This window comes from Weissella viridescens, from assembly GCF_014789145.1.
Lineage (GTDB): Bacteria > Bacillota > Bacilli > Lactobacillales > Lactobacillaceae > Weissella > Weissella viridescens.
Genome location: NZ_CP061835.1, coordinates 371,243 through 387,478, shown reverse-complemented (window position 1 = coordinate 387,478; position 16,236 = coordinate 371,243). Strand labels below are relative to the sequence as shown.

Here is a 16,236-nt window from a genome sequence, read left to right as displayed (position 1 = left end):
CATACAAAAGCGATATGTGCCATATTTAACCAGCTTAAGTCAATAGTTTTATATTTTATTGGTACAGTTAATTTGAGTTATGAGCACAAACTCGATATACTAAGGGACGCTGTCGTGCTTATTCGATTTTATCATAAATGGTCTAAGCGTCATGATTCATAGAGGAGACTTTTACATGCACACTTTTGCGGGTTTTCTAATCGTGGTGTTTTTTATCACCAGTATATTAGTCGCCCTGGTTTATGTTTATCAAAATACGTTAATCTATAGTGACCAACTTTTCCCAAAATTCATTACAGTTATTCTATACATCGTTTTTACTTATATCATTCTGATTCTTGATGCCAATTTGGTCGACCGTTTAATTCTTTACTTTGTACCGCTACTCTTTATTAGCTTGGACACCGCACCTTGGAAAGTCATCTTCTGTGCCTCAATCCATCCTTGGCTAATGGCACTGTACATTGGACGCTATGCGCCCATTCCACATCACGATGCACGTATCTTATTCATTAGTGAAATCATCTTAATGATTGTATTAGCCGTCCTAACGATTGGTGTTAAGAACAAGAAATACTTGGCCATCCTGTTACCGATATTCTTTTCTGGATTAGAATTTTGGCAGAGTTACCAATTTAAAGATATTCTAACACCTAAATCATTGATCGTATTTATTTGCATTTTAGTTGCCTATCTATTCTTAAGTTGGTTAATTTGTTATATCAATGCCGTTTGCACACGTTTGCGTAACGAATTGTTTTATGACAAATCCCATGATGCACTCACGCATGTTTATAACTATCAGCAATTAACAACCGACCTATTCCAAAAAGCGCCCATTGCTAATCGTGACGCTTGGATTGTGATTATGGATATCGATAAATTTAAGAGCATTAACGATACGTACGGGCATCAACATGGTAATCTTGCGCTAAAACTTTTTGCTAATACCCTGCAAGAAACCTTAGCGGAAACGATTCCAGATCGTCCATATCGCATTTATCGCTACGGTGGTGAGGAGTTTGTTCTGTTAGTGACATCTGAAACGAGTGATTTGATGGCTGATAAGCAGATCATTCAGTCTGTGCTATTCTGTTTTCAAAAGAAACTTTATGCCCAGAGTTCGCTAAGCTTGCCAACGCCGATTACATATTCAGCAGGTGTCAGCCATACCGTTTTTCATAATTACCACACTTTACGTGCCTTTGAAAAAGCAGATTTATTTTTATATCAATCTAAGACCAAGGGACGTAACCGCTTTTCATTTGATGAACCAGCAACATAAAAGCCCCACTCAGCAAACACTGAGTGAGGCTTTTTTTATTTATCAAAATGATTTCTTATCTGGTTGAGCGAAATATCCGAAGTTGCATCAAACGTTACATCTCCAGGAACGCCAATCCCGATGGCTAATTCATGAGCCCCTCGAATTGATTCAATGCCTGCTTTTGAATCTTCAAGTCCCATGACCTGCGTTGGATCAAGATGCAATATTTCAGCAGCTCGTTCAAAAATTTCTGGGTCAGGTTTACCGGCGGTCAATGTTGCCGGATCTACAATCCCCTCAAAATAATCTGAAAGGCCAAGTCGCTCCAAAATGGCCGGCGCATTCTTCGAAGCCGATGCAACACTCAATTTATAATCATGTTCCTTCAGTTCATCTAAAAATGCTTGCATGCCTGGTAAAATATCGACCGGTGTCAACGTCTCAATCAGCTTTTTATACGCTGCATTCTTCTGTTCAGCTAAATCACGTTGTTCATCAGACGTATATTGATTTTCCAAGCCTCCTGCCTTTAAAATCAACGTCAACGAACCCATCCGGTCAATCCCCTTCAAATCTTCTTGTAACTGTGGTGTCCACTTTACACCTAAACGCTCAGCCAACTGTCGCCAGGCTTGCGTATGAAATTTAGCTGTATCCGCTAATACACCATCTAAATCAAAAGCGACTCCTTTAATATCTGTGAATTCCATGTCATTACTCCCCTAAAGTGACAACCAACGGTTCGCCATCTGTTATCGTATATGTCTCACCATCCACACTTATCTGTAACTGCTCATCCGCAGTAACCGATATCCAATCATGTGTTTCGATAATATCTAATACGATTCCTTGATACTGTTGCTTAAAGTGCACTGATTGCCAAGCAGCAGGTAATTTAGGCGTTATTTCTGGTATGTCGCTCATTAAATTAACACCAGCAAATCGATTTTGAATTACTGCTAGCGTTTCCCCCATCACACCTGTATGAATTCCTTCGGCGGTTGTCCCACCTTGAATGTCGTCAACATCGGAACGAATCGCGTACGCTAACAATTTTTCTGCTTCATCTAATAATCCCAAAGTGACATCAATCCCCGCAAAGACAGGTCGGGATGTTGTGGAACCATGCACTGTTCGCGCTAGGTAATAACTCTGATTAACAGCTAACCAATCCGGTTCAAGCTGATAACCAAGTTGTTCAATCAAATTTGCCACTAATTCGGCATCAAAATTGTAGAACAGCATCAAAAAATCTGCTTGCTTGGCAACTTGATACTCATCTGGAGACTTTCCTTCAGCCTTCAAAATCCGATCAACGCGATGAATATCACCATATTTTTCAGCGTATGCGGTGAAATCAAGTTCCTTTAAATCAAAGTAACCTTCGTACTGGGCAAAAACGCCCGCATCATTGCGTTCCAACCGAAGACCATGCATCACAGCTCTAACACGTTGCGATAACTTGTCGTCAAAATTCGCGCTGGCGGCAATCGCCTCAAAGGCAGGTAAAGCTATTTGCAACTCTTGTATCCAATTCAAAAGCCAAGCTAACATCACATTTGTATAGGCATTGTTCTGCACACCCGCTGCTGTTGCCCCAGGATATGCCTCATGGAATTCATCTGGTCCCATAACCCCTGCGAGATCATAGCGTCCATCATTTGCCTTCGTTACCTTATTTAGCCAGAACTTGGCAATCTCAAGTACCATGGTTAATCCACCATTTTGAAGTAGACTAACATCCCCAGTCATACGGGTATATACCCACAAATCATAGGCAATGGCTAAACTCACATGTCGTTGCAGGCGCGAATTGTCTGGAATCCAAGATTGATCAACCGTATTCAAGTGGATGACCTGTGCCTGTTCGTCGCCGTATAATCCAGACTGCCAAGGATACATGGCACCCGCCTCGCCTTCCTTTTCAGCATTAGCTTGCGCTCCCGCAAGTCTTTGAATCCGGTATTGGATTAATGCACGGGCGGCTTTTGGATCATTTGCCGCATAATATGGCACAAGGAACAGTTCGTCCCAAAAAATATGTCCACGATACCCCTCGCCAGTAAGGCCACGTGATCCAACAGAAGCATCTAATTGTGCGTTGGCCTTGCTCTGAGCGGCTTGTCGCAAATGAAAGATATTTAATCGAACCAACTGTTGCAATCGGGAATCATCAGCGACTACTTCAATATCGGAAGTTTGCCAAATATCGTTCCAATATGCGGTACTATGCTTCCGAATTAAATCAAGATTCGTTTCTGCCATAAGCTCTGCCAACGCATCAGTAATTGGTTGTGATTCTTCTTGTGTTGTCACAATAGATACCGTTTTAGTTAAGCGAATTGGCACATTCGGTAATAGCTCAATCTCGTAATGCTCCACTAACTGATTTTCTGTTGCTTCGACCAGCCCCGCAATCTGTTTATTTTGTTGACTGACGTATGTTTCCGCCCCAATCCCAATCCTAATCCCTGACTGACGCGTTTGGACATAAACTTGTCGGTTAGCCGCATCAATGTCACTTACATCAAATTCTTGTGCGTCAAAATCACGATAACGTTTCACATTTTGATTCGTCACACTGCTGTCAATCACACTACGCAATGTTACTTGCGCTGGAAACCCAGCTTCTAATTCAAATGTCAATCCAATTTGATGCCAGTCGATTGGATCAACTAGCTTAGTTGTTTTAACGGTCACTAGACCTTCCGCAATCTCAAATGTAAACGTCTCAAACAGTTCGCCGGTCTTAAAAGACAAGTGACTCTCCCGCGATGTTACATTATGCTCATCAAGTGCTTGATTATTTATCCAAGTCTGAATCAATTGTGGATTTGGTAAATTGACTAGGTCTTCATTAACGACAATTCGGTCAGCGACAGCCGTTTTAGTTTGATTAAAAACACCAGCTACATATAACGCCGGATAGTGGTTATCACTAAAAGTTGACCACACTGGCGCCCCGCGCCAGCCCAGATACCCATTACCCAAGGCTAAGATCGCTTCCTCTCCGTATGATTTAGCTGCTTGTGTCACATCATGATAAGCTAATTCCCAATTTGCGTGATTCATAATTATTCCCCTTATTCGATGACGTCCTTAAAGACGTTCTTCTTCTCGGCTGCTTTTGCTTTTTGAATATCTGCATCTGAGAATCCCCAGAAGTAGACACAAACAAATGAAATGATTAATGTCACCGTAGCGGCAATGACAAAGGCCCAAATATTAAATGGATTGTGTGGTGAAAAGAATGATGGAAAGCCAATTAATGAACCCGTAAAGCCAAACATATCAATTTTCATCAACCCAGCCAGGAAACCACCAATGGCACCACCAATGTTGGCCATCCAAAAGACACGACCATATTTCAAATTGACACCGTACATAGCAGGTTCAGTGACACCCGCGAAAGCGGATAAAGCCCCAGCTAATGAAATTCCTTTCAAGTCTTCATGCTTTGTCTTAGCCCATACTGCTAAGGCACCTGCCCCTTGTGCAATCATTGTAAAATTAATTAATCCATTCAAAACCGAATGACCTGTTGAAGCAATATCATTCGAAATAATTGGAATAACCATCCAATGTAGGCCAAAGATAACCAAACATTGATAGAAACCACCAATAATAAAGCCCGCAACTGCTTCATTTAGTGTCACTAACCAATTAATCGCTGCGGCTAATCCAGCAGATACAAGTGAAATAGCTGGCCCCATCACAACTAAGACCGTTGTTGTCACAATAAATACGGTAAAGAGTGGCACAAAGATCGAACGTAAAGCGAGTGGTGTGTGCTTCTTAAGCCAGTTCCCAACTGGACGTGCCATCCACGCCGCAAAAATAATTGGAAAGATTGAATAAGCATACTGCGGAATGTGAATTGGTAATCCGAAGAAGTTAGCATTCAATGGAACGCCCATCAAAGTTGGCATCCCCTTAGTTGGTGTCGCCCAAATCGCCGCGATTGACGGATGAACCAAGACCCCCGCGATTGTGGCAACCACAATCGGATCTGACTTTAGTTGACGTGCAGCACAAAATCCAACCAGAATGGGTAAGAAGTAAAAGGCCGAGTCGCCCATCGCATTCAAAATAATGTAAGTTGATGATTCTGGATTAATCCAATGTAAATTTTGCGTAAAGAGCGTCAAAAATCCTTTGAGAATTCCTGAGGCTGCCAACAATCCTATAACTGGAATCATAGATCCAGTTATTGTCCCAATTAAAAGCTGAAAAGCATACTTAATCCAGCCAATTATGGTTTTGGGTAGTGGTTGAACGGCTTGATCATCATCTATTTCTGGATCCGTTTCATCTGTTCCTCCCGCATAATTTGAACCTAACTGATGTATGACTTCATCATAGACATCCTCGACTGCTGGTCCAATCACGACTTGATACTGCCCAAGTTGTTTGTTGTAAACTGCCCCAGCAACCCCATCAAGTCCTTCTAAAATGGTCTTGTCTACCTTAGTTTCATCCTTTAAATAAAAGCGCAGACGCGTAATACAGTGAATCACTGAATTAATATTATCTGGTCCCCCAACACCAGTGATGATAGCACTGGCTAGTGCTTTATAATCTTGTCCCATTTTTTAATCCCCCCTAGTATAGCTAGCTAACGTGTTGCCGTACCTATTTCAGCTCCAGCTTCAATATTCCGAACGTGATCATTAATCGTGACAGTCGCCCCGAGTTTCTGTTCATTTGGCATCACCACCATCACCGTTTTGGCTAATCCATGATTCGTAATTTCATTCCAATCAACTTTAACCAGTTCATCACCAGCTTCAACAATATCCCCTTCAGCAACAATCGGTTTAAACGAATGACCACTTAAATTCACTGTATCAATCCCAATATGAATCAGAAATTGCAATCCATCTGCTCGTTCCAGACCAATCGCATGACCTTGAACCAATGTGACTTTAGCAAACACCGGTGCTTGCACAACCGCATTTTCTACCGGATTCACTCCATAACCACGCCCCATCATCCCTTGTGAAAAGACTGGATCATCAACATCTTGTAGTGGTATTAGTTCCCCACTCGCCACAGCAAAAATCCGTTCATCATCGATAAGTTCATGCTTCTTTTTAAATCCAAACATTGTCATATTCCCTCTCTTTTAATGCCTTTTAGCAAAAATAACACTTGAAAACCGATCAGCACGATGTCGCGATTCAGTATACGAGACAACCGCACTATCTTTTAAATATGTTTTACTTCGAACAACAACCACTGGCGTATACGCAGGTATCTGCATATACCGCCGATCATCTGCATCTGCAAGTTCCACGGTCAATGTTTTAATCGCATAATCAATTTCCAATCCCAAATCTTGTTCAAAATATTTGAAAAGTGACTGCTGTGCTGCTTCAGCGGTTAATTGGGGGGCTACAGATTGCAAGACATAGTCATAATCAATGATGTCGATTTCACCATCCACCTTACGCAAACGCACCACACGCTTCACTGCGACAGGTTCTGATTCCCCATACAACTTTGGCAACCACCCATCTTCAAATTCAACTAATTGATTTTGTGAACTCAAAGCCTCGCTCTGCACTAACTCCGTGTAACTTGTGATTTCGGATAACGGAAAATGAAATTGTCGTTGATCAATAGCAATAGTGCCTTTCCCTCGCAACCTCTGCACATAACCATCCTCGGCTAACTGTTTCATTGCTTTACGAACAGTTTCTCGTGCGACACCATAGTTTTGCATGAGTTTATGATCACTTGGCAATAATTTACCTTGTTCAAATTCACCTTCGAGTAACCTCGCTTGGATATCTTGATAAATCTCTCGATATTTTTCCATGTCTGTTCTCCTTACACTCTTAATTTATCAGCATTTGTAAGCGTTTACAACAGCGTAAATTCGGTTGCGCTTGAACTTGGCTAGTCATGTTGGTATAAATCCCTACTGGACTGGTTTTGTTTGTGCAGACAACTTTTTTGACAAAAAAATGACAAAAAAAAGAAGGCACCTATTTGCCTTCTTTTATCTTTAATTCATTAAGCTTTTGCAACTGCGGCCATGGCTACAGATGAAATATAATTAATTGGCTGACTAAAGTTTGGTTGGAAAAAGAAATCAGAAAGCGCTAACTGATCAATTGTCATCTGATTCTCAATAGCAACTGACACGACATTCGCCGCTTGTGTAACGTCGTGTGCTGACAAGAATTCTGCCCCAATAATGCGACGCGTTTCCTTCTCCCAAACTAAAGAAGCAACGACACGTTCAGTGGATAACATGAAATCAGGCCGGTAATCTTCTTCGATAGTAACTGCATCAGCTGAGATTCCCTTAGCTTCAGCATTAGCAACACTAGTTAACCCAGTTGTTCCAATCGCCGTTTCATATAGTTCAACAGCTGATGTTGCTTGCGTTCCTGGATATGCTACCTTTGGTTGTGAAATATTACGTCCAATCAGCATTCCTTGTCGTACAGCATTTGTCGCCAATGGAATGTAATCATACGCTCGCGTGGGATTGTAAAATACTGCACTAGCATCACCAGCGGCATAAACATCAGGGAGTGACGTTTGCATGTACTTATCAGTTTTAATAGCACCATTTGGTAATGTGTCGAGTTGGTCAGCAACTAAATCTGTATTTGGCATAAATCCAATGCCGAGAATAGCAATATCTGCTTCATATTCCGCACGATCAGTTTTTACACGAATGCCATCAGCTGTATCTTCAAAACCAACCACTTTTTCATTCATGGCTAAAGTTACACCATGTTCTTCATATTTGCTTGAAATGATTTCAGACAGCTTTGGTGATACGTTCTTTGCCAAAACGCGATCAAGTGCATCAATTAAGGTAATTTGCTTCCCTGCAAGTGACAATTGTTCTGCCAATTCAGCACCAATATACCCAGCTCCAATGACAATGGCACGCTTTACATCTTCGGTCTGTGCCTTTAAGCGATTTGCATCATCCCAGCTCTTGCTCATATAAATTTTGTCGCTATCAATCCCTGGAATGGGTGGAATAACAGCCTTTGAGCCAGACGTAATGATAATTTTATCAAACTGCTCTTCACGCATTTCGTCATTCGTCAAATTTTTAATCTTAAGACGTTTATCGGTTAAATCAGCTTGGGTCACCTCTGTCTGCATATGCATCTGAATGCCCTGAGTTTCTAGTGATTCAGGTGATTCGTAAAACATACGTTCTGTCGATGAAACATGGTCCCCAATCCATAAGGCAATTCCACAAGAAAGGAACGAGACTGTTTGGTTCTTCTCAAAGACATGCACTTCGGCATCGGGAACTTCAGCTTTAATCTGTTTCGCTGCAAAAACACCAGCGTGTGTACTTCCGATAACTGCAACCTTCATAGTTGACCTCCATTTTTAACCCTGTCATAGCATCCATATTCACAAAACAATCTAAATCGCTTTATCTTTGTGAACTCATTAACAATATTATACACACAGTTACTAATGGTAAGTGTTACCACAAGGTATCATTTACATTAAAAATTGAACACATTGGCAGATGTGTTCAATTAAAGGGAGAGTCATTTCTTGGTGGCCTAGTGAATATACGCATTTCATAAAATTCAATCCATGAATCTTCAAAAATAACTCTTTTTTTGTTGACATTTTTATCATTTAGTTTTAATGTTATGAACAATCATTAATATAAAAAAAGGAAGTCCATTATTATGCGTCTTATGAATCCAACAATTGAACATATTGCAATTATTAAGATTATTTCGGTTTAACGAAGTAAGCTTTCCTTTGAGTTGCTCACTTTGTTAAACCAACAAAGCGAGCAGTTCAATTGTATGGAATGCGGACATTCTTGCACAATTGGCTGTTGTAGCCAATTGTGCTTTTTTTATTACTCGGTATACATTAGGAGGTATTCCATTATGCAACATTCGCGTCAAAAATCTTTTACTGATCTACTGCTTATGGCATCATTAGTCTTTGGGATGTTTTTTGGAGCTGGTAATCTTATTTTCCCAGTTCAACTTGGTCAAATGGCTGGCTCACATTGGGTTTTGGCAACTGCTGGCTTCTTGATTACTGGGACTGTCGTCCCCTATCTGGCCATGTTGGCTGTTTCAACAACACATTCACAAAGCGTCTATGATTTAGCTAAACCTGTCGCCCCATGGTTCGGTATGGCCCTACTTGTCTTAATTCATATGACAATCGGACCATTCTTTGGTACACCACGTACTGCTGCTACAGGTTTTACAATGGGGATTGCGCCCTTTTTACCTGAACAATGGCAAACCCTCGGTATGGTTATTTTTTCAGCCTTATTCTTTGGACTTGCTTTTTTTCTCAGTATCACAGATTCGCGTGTAACAGCCTGGATTGGTCGATATTTAACACCAATCTTAGTTGTGCTTTTAGCCTTTATTCTCATTGTTGCAGCTTTTAATCCCATGGGTGATCTCAATCAACCCACCGCTACAGCGTATAAGACCAATACGTTTATGCAAGGTTTCTTAGATGGCTATAACACTATGGACGGTATTGCACTGGTAGCACTTGCTGTTTCAGTTGTTTACGCAGTGCGCGGACTTGGTTATCGTGGAGCTGCTGTTTCAAAGACACTCGCAAAGGCAGGGCTGTTAAGCATTATTTTTGAAGCTATTATCTATACCGCTCTCATTGCATTAGGTGTTTCAAGTCTTGCAATCATGAAGCCAGCAGAAAATGGCGGAATTTCATTGATGGCTATCATTAATCATTATTTTGGTACTTTTGGTTCGATTCTAACCGGCGTACTCGTGATTTTAGCTGTCTTCACCACTGCAGTCGGATTATTTTCATCTTTTGCACATGATATGCATCTGATTTTTCCGAAATTTTCATATAATGTTTGGCTATCAGTCTCAGCCATTGGTTCATTTGCAACAGCAAATGCTGGTTTAACGAACATCATTTCATGGTCTGCGCCAGTGTTGATGTTTATCTACCCATTTGTACTTGCTTTAATCGTCCTTTCACTCACTAAAAAATACTTTAATGGCTCTCAAATCGTTTATCAATTGACCATGCTATTCGTAACACCATCAGCCTGTTTTGATGCGTTAGCTGCTTCACCACTGGCAAAAAATGCATTGGTCTTGCCGGTTATTACGTTCTACCACCAATATGTCCCATTCGCGAGTCAAGGACTTGGTTGGGTTCTACCAGGATTAGTCGGTGCACTGCTTGGTTTAGGCGTTTACGCTGTTAAACGACAAAACGCTAAATAAAAAATGACCTACCATAAATGGTAGGTCATTTTTATTTAGGCATGCTTCTTTTTGGTTAAGTAAGACTTTAATCCAGTAACGATAGCTGGAATAACTGAAATGAACAAAATCCCGAAAATCACAAGTGAGAAGTGATCTTGAATAAATGGGATACGGCCGAAGAAGTAACCGGCTGGAATACAAATTAATGTCCACAAAGTTGCAGCAATCATATCCAACATCATAAACTTCTTGTATGGGTAGTTAGCAAGTGCCGCTGCAAATGGTGAAAGTGTTCGGATAATTGGCATGAAACGCGCCAAAATCACGGCAAAGATACCATACTTTTCAAAGAACTTATTGGTATCATCCAAGTTCTTTTGTGTCACAAACCGTCCCACAAATTTACTATGAATAAGTGGTAATCCAACTTTTTTACCAATGTAGAAATTCAATGAATCACCCAAGATAACAGCAATCCAAACGATTACAATTAATAGGACCGGATTCAGCACGTTCTTTGGCAATGCTGCTACAGCACCTGCTGCAAACAACAATGAATCTCCCGGCAAAAATGGAAACACAACTGATCCCGTTTCAATAAAGATGACGGCAAAGATTAAGACGTACGTCCATGGCCCTAAAACATTCACCCATTGGTCTAAATACTTATCAAGGTGTAAAAACACATTGATAACTGTAGAAATAGCATTCATTTAAAATATTCCTCACTCTGTTTTATTATTATAAATATCATAAAAATCTACTTTATCATATTGCGACATAATTATGTATCATCTATTTGAGAAATACCCAACGATTTTATGACAATTATGTCTAAACCCGCCTAACTAGCGTATCAGTTTCTATACACGGTGAGATCTCTTCTTCACTTTATGAGCAATTAATCGTAGTTCACACGATATGTTCTAAATCAATGCTATACTTAATTTAGAAAATAATTCATGGTAAGGAATCTAAATATGTCAAAAAACGTTAAAAGTTTTATTGCTCTTGTCATACTGATTTTGCTAGTGGTTGCTAGCTTTAGTCTTGGTGGTTTCATTGGTTATTCTAAAACAAATGAATCAAATCATTCATCATCATCGAACCAAAGCTCCTCTCAAAAAAATGAAACCTCGAAAACCAATACCACTGCTCCATCTTCTAGTACATCACAGGTTGACGTTAAAAGTAGCTCACCCAAGTTGTCTAAAACGGAAGCTAAATATACAGTGACTGTGCCACAATTGACTGAAAAGTTGCGTGCTCTTGCACGTGAAAATGACCTAGCCGGTTCAAATGCATCAACACTAGCAGTTAAACGCAATGCAGGCAATTCCTATACATTAATTGGATCAGATAATGATCACACGAGTTTGTTAACTGCTTACCCAAATCCTGACGGAAGTTTTACGGTTAATGATCCTAAACATACTATTATTAAATAATAAGAAAGAACCACCATGTACTTGATGGTTCTTTTTTATTGGTTTGGATTCATAACATTTGCATAAAACGTTTCAATACACGGATAATCTCTATGACCTATATTTAAATGCTAAAACCATCATAAATAAATTAAAAAGCAGCATTAAAGTCTTCCTTTTGATCAGTCATATTGTTATGATATTCTCTAGGGTGTCAAGACACCTTAGAAGCGCTGAAAATTCAGTATTTATGGAAGGAAAACCAATGTCTAATACTATTCTCAATAGGAGCAAATCTGTCCTTACAACAACTTTTGAAGGTTTAATTCACGCCTTCAGTCCGAAGTATGAAGCCAAAGAAGTTAAACAATTTACAAAGATTGACTGGCTTTTGCTTACAATCATGCTTGTTGCGCAAGTTGCGGTTTTCTATTCAGCCCACGACTATTCAACAGGTGCTATCACCTCACTGATTGCCGGACTAACGATGGTTGTCTCACTCATTTTTGTTAATAAGGGACTTCTAGCTAATTATGCGTGGGGATTAATTTCCGCAATTGCTTGGTTGATTATTGCCATGATGAACCATCAAATCGGTTCGACTTATACCCAATATTTTTATATCATTATGCAATTCGTTGGCATGTATTTCTGGCAAAATGACTTAAATGCAACGCACAGTAATCGCGTGCATGCAAAGCGCCTAACACACATTCAATTTGCCGCAGTTATAGCGGCCGCTGTTATTCTTTATTTTGTACCAAACCAAAATATTGCTGCGAATCATGGTGTGTTACCACTTTTTGAAGCAGCATTATTACCCCTTGGTATTGTTGGACAAATTTTGATGTCATTCGGTCAACGCTCACAGTGGCTATTCTGGATAACAATTAATGTTTTGAATGTCGCTATTTACATTCACTTACTTCAACAAGGCCAAGCTGGATCAACGACAATGTTAACAACCAATATCATTATGTTACTAAATTCATTTTATGGTACTTATCAATGGATGCGCGAAAATTAAATTAATAAAAGGCGTGGACCGGCTATTTTGTTGGAACACGTCTTTTACTTTATGTAAGCGCAAATCTTTCATATTCATTAAGAAATAAATATGATATCAAACACTTATAAAGAAACAGGTATATAATAAAATAATTAAGACTTATTTAGGTTTTAATGTGAATTTTTAGTTTTATCGTTCAATTAAGGATAGGAGAAAACAATGCAAAGGAAAGAACATGTAAAGTTGTACAAGAGTGGCAAGATGTGGTTAAGTGCCGTAATCGGTGCCGCCGCAATCACTTTGGGAGCTGGTGTGGCGAGTGCCGATGAAGCAACAACGCAAACAGGTCAAACAACAGTAAAAACTGAACAAGTCGCAAATACTGCCGACCAAGGCCAAACAGCCGACACAACGTCACCTTCTGCAACCGACCAAACGGTTCCAACTCAACCCACAACTCCAGACACTGGAAAGACAACTCAACCTACTACTCCTGATGCTGGCAATTCAACTGATACCACTCAGCCTACTACACCAGACACTGGTGACAAGACTGGTACAACCCAACCTACTACACCAGACACTGGTGACAAGACTGGTACAACCCAACCTACTACACCAGACACTGGTGACAAGACTGGTACAGACAAGCCTACTACACCAGATACGGGGAATAAGACTGATACAAACAAGCCTACTACACCAGATACTGGGAATAAGACTGATACAAACAAGCCTACTACACCAGATACGGGGAATAAGACTGACACAAACAAGCCAGTTGAACCCAAACATAAAGATGGCTGGGATGGTCCTAAATATTATAAAGACGGTAAAGCCCTAGTTGGAAAGCAGACCATCAGCGGTAAAGGTTACTACTTTAATGAATCAGGAATTGCACAAACTGGATTTATCACAACAGCTGATAACCAACTCAATCTTTATTTACCAGATTACACCCTAATGCGTAATGACTACTATTATCAAAATAACGCCATTGTCTACTATTTTGATAACGACGGAAATGCTTTCAGTGGTTTGCGTGTCTTCACCGATGAATATGGTAAACGCTACGTTGAAGCGTATGATCCTAAAACGCATTTCTTGGTTCGTAATAGCTATTTCCAAGATGGACAAGACGTCTACCATTTCGGATACGATGGTAAACCTACTAAAGGTTTGCGCTTTTATACCGACGCAAATGGTAAGAAACACGTAGAAGCTTATAACAATCAAACCTTCAAGCAAATGCGCAATGCATATTACCAAATTAAGGATAGTGCTTACTACTTGGGTAATGATGGACAAGCCGTCAAAGGATTACGTTTCTACACCGATGCAAATGGTAAGAAGCATGTTGAAGCTTACAATAACCAGACCTTTAAGCAAATGCGCAATGCGTATTACCAAATTACCAACAGTGCTTATTATCTAGGTAATAACGGTCAAGCCGTTAAGGGCGTACGCCTCTACACTGATAAAAATGGTAAAAAACACGTCGAAGCTTATAATAATCAGACATTTAAGCAAATGCGTAATGCGTATTACCAAATTACCAACAGTGCTTATTATCTAGGTAATAACGGTCAAGCCGTTAAGGGCGTACGTCTCTATACTGATAAAAATGGTAAAAAACAAGTTGAAGCTTATAATAATCAGACCTTTAAGCAAATGCGCAATGCATATTACCAAATTAAGGGGAGCGCCTACTATCTAGGTAATAACGGTCAAGCCATCAAGGGATTACGTTTCTACACTGATAAGAGTGGTAAAAAGCACCTTGAAGCCTATAACAATCAAACTTCCAAGCAAATGCGCAACGCATACTATCTGATTACTAATAGTGCTTATTATCTTGGTAATAATGGTCAAGCCGTCAAGGGTCTTCGATTCTTCACTGATTCGAAGGGTCGTAAGCAAGTTGAAGGCTACAATAACCAATCATTTAAGCAAATGCGCAACGCGTACTATGCTACGAAGAAGGGTACTTATTTCTTAGGTGGTAATGGAAACGCCATTACTGGTGCTCGTTACTTTGGTAACAATGTTGAGTTCTATCAGCCAAACCACCTTCGTTTAACAAATGCTTGGAAGACTTTCAATAATACCCGTTACTACTTTGGTCCAAAGGGACTTGCTACACAAGCCTTGCTAAACTACAGTTACTACTCACAACTTAATCAAGGGGCACCCGAAGGTTGTGAAGGAGCTTCAATGCAAATGGCATTGTCTCATAAGGGACGTAAGGTACCTTCTCTCCGCTCAATTTATAACCAATTAGGCTACGGTTACAACAAAAACCCACACCAAGGTTTCTATGGTAACCCATTTGGAAATGGTGGCGCTAAAACTGAAACTGTCTTTGCAGATGCTCTCTCTAAGGCATTTAAAAAGTCTGGTGCCGCTGATCTAACTGGTGCAACAGTTGGTACCATTATCCGTGAATTGAATCGTGGAAACGCAATTGTGACCTGGGCTGACTATTCATGGCGCTTAACTGGCGCACACTCATTCCACGTTATGACAATTGTCGGATACCGTGCCGGACAATTCTTAATTGCTGATCCATACGCTTATAGTCCAAAGGCAACTTGGATAAATCAAAGCACTTGGGCTTACGTTAATAAAAATACTAAGGCCAATGGTTTCAAGACACCACAATCTATGAATATGGTTATTCGTTAAGCTGAATTAAACAAAAAGCTCCCAGATAATGGGAGCTTTTCTATTGTAAACTAGCAGCGTATATTATTTTCAAACGTTTGACAATAATATTGAGAAGGTATAAGATTTAGCCTTAATCTTATCGAAATTAGGAGTCCACAACATGGGTATTTTTGGCACAACCATGGTCTGCATAGCAGAATGGTTATTATTCATATTTCCACTTTATCAGGCTTATTTAGAATTAGACGAACAGCGCGATCTCTTGTTAACAAATATTGATTTTGATGAGATTCACAATCACGCTTTCGCAGACCGTAAAATACATTTACGTGATTTAAATCAGTTAAAGTTACTACTCACTGACGAACAAAAAGCTGCTTTAAAGGCTTTCAACTCCCTTCGAAATAAATCCATTGCCTGGTTTTTCGTTGCGCTGGCTGGGTATATCAAAGCTTGTAGCTCAACCTTTGAAGTCATGGAACACTTCAGCCATCATGTCAATACTTGGCTATTCATCTTAGTCATAGCAATATTCACTGCCCTCGCCTTAGCCTTCATCGTGTCGCGTATTTTAACAAATCAAAAAGTTAAAGCTATTTAATATAAAAAACGAAAACAGCCAGTTAACATATTAACTGGCTGTTT

General features: G+C 40.0%; 13 protein-coding genes. 6 read left to right on the top strand and 7 right to left on the bottom strand.

Features of this window, described 5'->3' with window-relative positions; translation table 11 throughout:
• Positions 1–175 precede the first annotated feature (175 nt).
• Positions 176–1,285 carry a GGDEF domain-containing protein gene (locus tag IE337_RS01865; RefSeq protein ID WP_191136588.1) on the top strand — a complete coding sequence of 370 codons (1,110 nt, stop codon included), beginning with the start codon at positions 176–178 and terminating at the stop codon, positions 1,283–1,285.
• Between the two features lie 35 nt (positions 1,286–1,320).
• Here the strand turns inward: IE337_RS01865 and pgmB are convergent, their stop codons facing one another.
• The 6 genes from pgmB to IE337_RS01835 all read right to left on the bottom strand — a co-directional run bounded on the left by pgmB (position 1,321) and on the right by IE337_RS01835 (position 8,623).
• Positions 1,321–1,977, bottom strand: coding sequence for a beta-phosphoglucomutase (gene pgmB, locus IE337_RS01860; protein ID WP_191136587.1), 657 nt, complete (start codon positions 1,975–1,977; stop codon positions 1,321–1,323).
• 4 nt (positions 1,978–1,981) lie between these two features.
• Positions 1,982–4,339 carry a glycoside hydrolase family 65 protein gene (locus IE337_RS01855; RefSeq protein ID WP_191136586.1) on the bottom strand — a complete coding sequence of 786 codons (2,358 nt, stop codon included), beginning with the start codon at positions 4,337–4,339 and terminating at the stop codon, positions 1,982–1,984.
• Positions 4,340–4,350: 11 nt separating this feature from the next.
• Positions 4,351–5,856, bottom strand: a complete 1,506-nt coding sequence (locus IE337_RS01850) for a PTS transporter subunit EIIC (protein WP_191136585.1) — start codon at positions 5,854–5,856, stop codon at positions 4,351–4,353.
• 26 nt (positions 5,857–5,882) lie between these two features.
• The gene (locus IE337_RS01845) at positions 5,883–6,374 is read right to left on the bottom strand and encodes a PTS sugar transporter subunit IIA (protein WP_191136584.1); all 492 of its coding nucleotides are present in this window, start codon (positions 6,372–6,374) and stop codon (positions 5,883–5,885) included.
• 18 nt (positions 6,375–6,392) lie between these two features.
• Positions 6,393–7,088 carry a trehalose operon repressor gene (gene treR, locus IE337_RS01840; RefSeq protein ID WP_112468569.1) on the bottom strand — a complete coding sequence of 232 codons (696 nt, stop codon included), beginning with the start codon at positions 7,086–7,088 and terminating at the stop codon, positions 6,393–6,395.
• A gap of 197 nt (positions 7,089–7,285) precedes the next feature.
• A complete protein-coding gene (locus IE337_RS01835) occupies positions 7,286–8,623 on the bottom strand; it encodes an FAD-dependent oxidoreductase (RefSeq protein WP_191136583.1) in 1,338 nt (445 codons plus the stop codon).
• 539 nt (positions 8,624–9,162) lie between these two features.
• Here IE337_RS01835 and brnQ point away from each other — a divergent pair.
• On the top strand, positions 9,163–10,506 hold the full coding sequence (gene brnQ / locus IE337_RS01830; RefSeq protein WP_191136582.1) for a branched-chain amino acid transport system II carrier protein: 1,344 nt from the start codon (positions 9,163–9,165) through the stop codon (positions 10,504–10,506).
• Between the two features lie 35 nt (positions 10,507–10,541).
• On the opposite strand, the gene IE337_RS01825 is transcribed toward brnQ, so the two are convergent.
• Positions 10,542–11,201, bottom strand: coding sequence for a VTT domain-containing protein (locus IE337_RS01825; RefSeq protein WP_057745575.1), 660 nt, complete (start codon positions 11,199–11,201; stop codon positions 10,542–10,544).
• A 267-nt stretch (positions 11,202–11,468) separates the two neighbouring features.
• Between IE337_RS01825 and IE337_RS01820 the strand changes: the two genes are divergently transcribed.
• From IE337_RS01820 to IE337_RS01805, 4 genes are all read left to right on the top strand, one after another.
• Positions 11,469–11,936, top strand: a complete 468-nt coding sequence (locus tag IE337_RS01820; RefSeq protein WP_191136581.1) for a hypothetical protein — start codon at positions 11,469–11,471, stop codon at positions 11,934–11,936.
• 244 nt (positions 11,937–12,180) lie between these two features.
• A complete protein-coding gene (gene pnuC / locus IE337_RS01815; RefSeq protein WP_191136580.1) occupies positions 12,181–12,942 on the top strand; it encodes a nicotinamide riboside transporter PnuC in 762 nt (253 codons plus the stop codon).
• 201 nt (positions 12,943–13,143) lie between these two features.
• Complete coding sequence (locus tag IE337_RS01810; protein ID WP_191136860.1) at positions 13,144–15,609, top strand: C39 family peptidase; 2,466 nt, start codon at positions 13,144–13,146, stop codon at positions 15,607–15,609.
• Between the two features lie 142 nt (positions 15,610–15,751).
• On the top strand, positions 15,752–16,192 hold the full coding sequence (locus tag IE337_RS01805; protein WP_191136579.1) for a hypothetical protein: 441 nt from the start codon (positions 15,752–15,754) through the stop codon (positions 16,190–16,192).
• The last annotated feature ends 44 nt before the right edge of the window (positions 16,193–16,236 follow it).

Excerpts from the sequence above, each read along its gene's own strand:
- IE337_RS01820 (WP_191136581.1), top strand. The coding sequence starts at position 11,469 with ATGTCAAAAAACGTTAAAAGTTTTATTGCTCTTGTCATACTGATTTTG.
- brnQ (WP_191136582.1), top strand. The coding sequence starts at position 9,163 with ATGCAACATTCGCGTCAAAAATCTTTTACTGATCTACTGCTTATGGCA.
- IE337_RS01825 (WP_057745575.1), bottom strand. The coding sequence starts at position 11,201 with ATGAATGCTATTTCTACAGTTATCAATGTGTTTTTACACCTTGATAAG.
- IE337_RS01810 (WP_191136860.1), top strand. The coding sequence starts at position 13,144 with ATGCAAAGGAAAGAACATGTAAAGTTGTACAAGAGTGGCAAGATGTGG.
- IE337_RS01855 (WP_191136586.1), bottom strand. The coding sequence starts at position 4,339 with ATGAATCACGCAAATTGGGAATTAGCTTATCATGATGTGACACAAGCA.
- IE337_RS01805 (WP_191136579.1), top strand. The coding sequence starts at position 15,752 with ATGGGTATTTTTGGCACAACCATGGTCTGCATAGCAGAATGGTTATTA.
- pnuC (WP_191136580.1), top strand. The coding sequence starts at position 12,181 with ATGTCTAATACTATTCTCAATAGGAGCAAATCTGTCCTTACAACAACT.
- IE337_RS01835 (WP_191136583.1), bottom strand. The coding sequence starts at position 8,623 with ATGAAGGTTGCAGTTATCGGAAGTACACACGCTGGTGTTTTTGCAGCG.
- IE337_RS01850 (WP_191136585.1), bottom strand. The coding sequence starts at position 5,856 with ATGGGACAAGATTATAAAGCACTAGCCAGTGCTATCATCACTGGTGTT.
- IE337_RS01865 (WP_191136588.1), top strand. The coding sequence starts at position 176 with ATGCACACTTTTGCGGGTTTTCTAATCGTGGTGTTTTTTATCACCAGT.
- treR (WP_112468569.1), bottom strand. The coding sequence starts at position 7,088 with ATGGAAAAATATCGAGAGATTTATCAAGATATCCAAGCGAGGTTACTC.
- pgmB (WP_191136587.1), bottom strand. The coding sequence starts at position 1,977 with ATGGAATTCACAGATATTAAAGGAGTCGCTTTTGATTTAGATGGTGTA.
- IE337_RS01845 (WP_191136584.1), bottom strand. The coding sequence starts at position 6,374 with ATGTTTGGATTTAAAAAGAAGCATGAACTTATCGATGATGAACGGATT.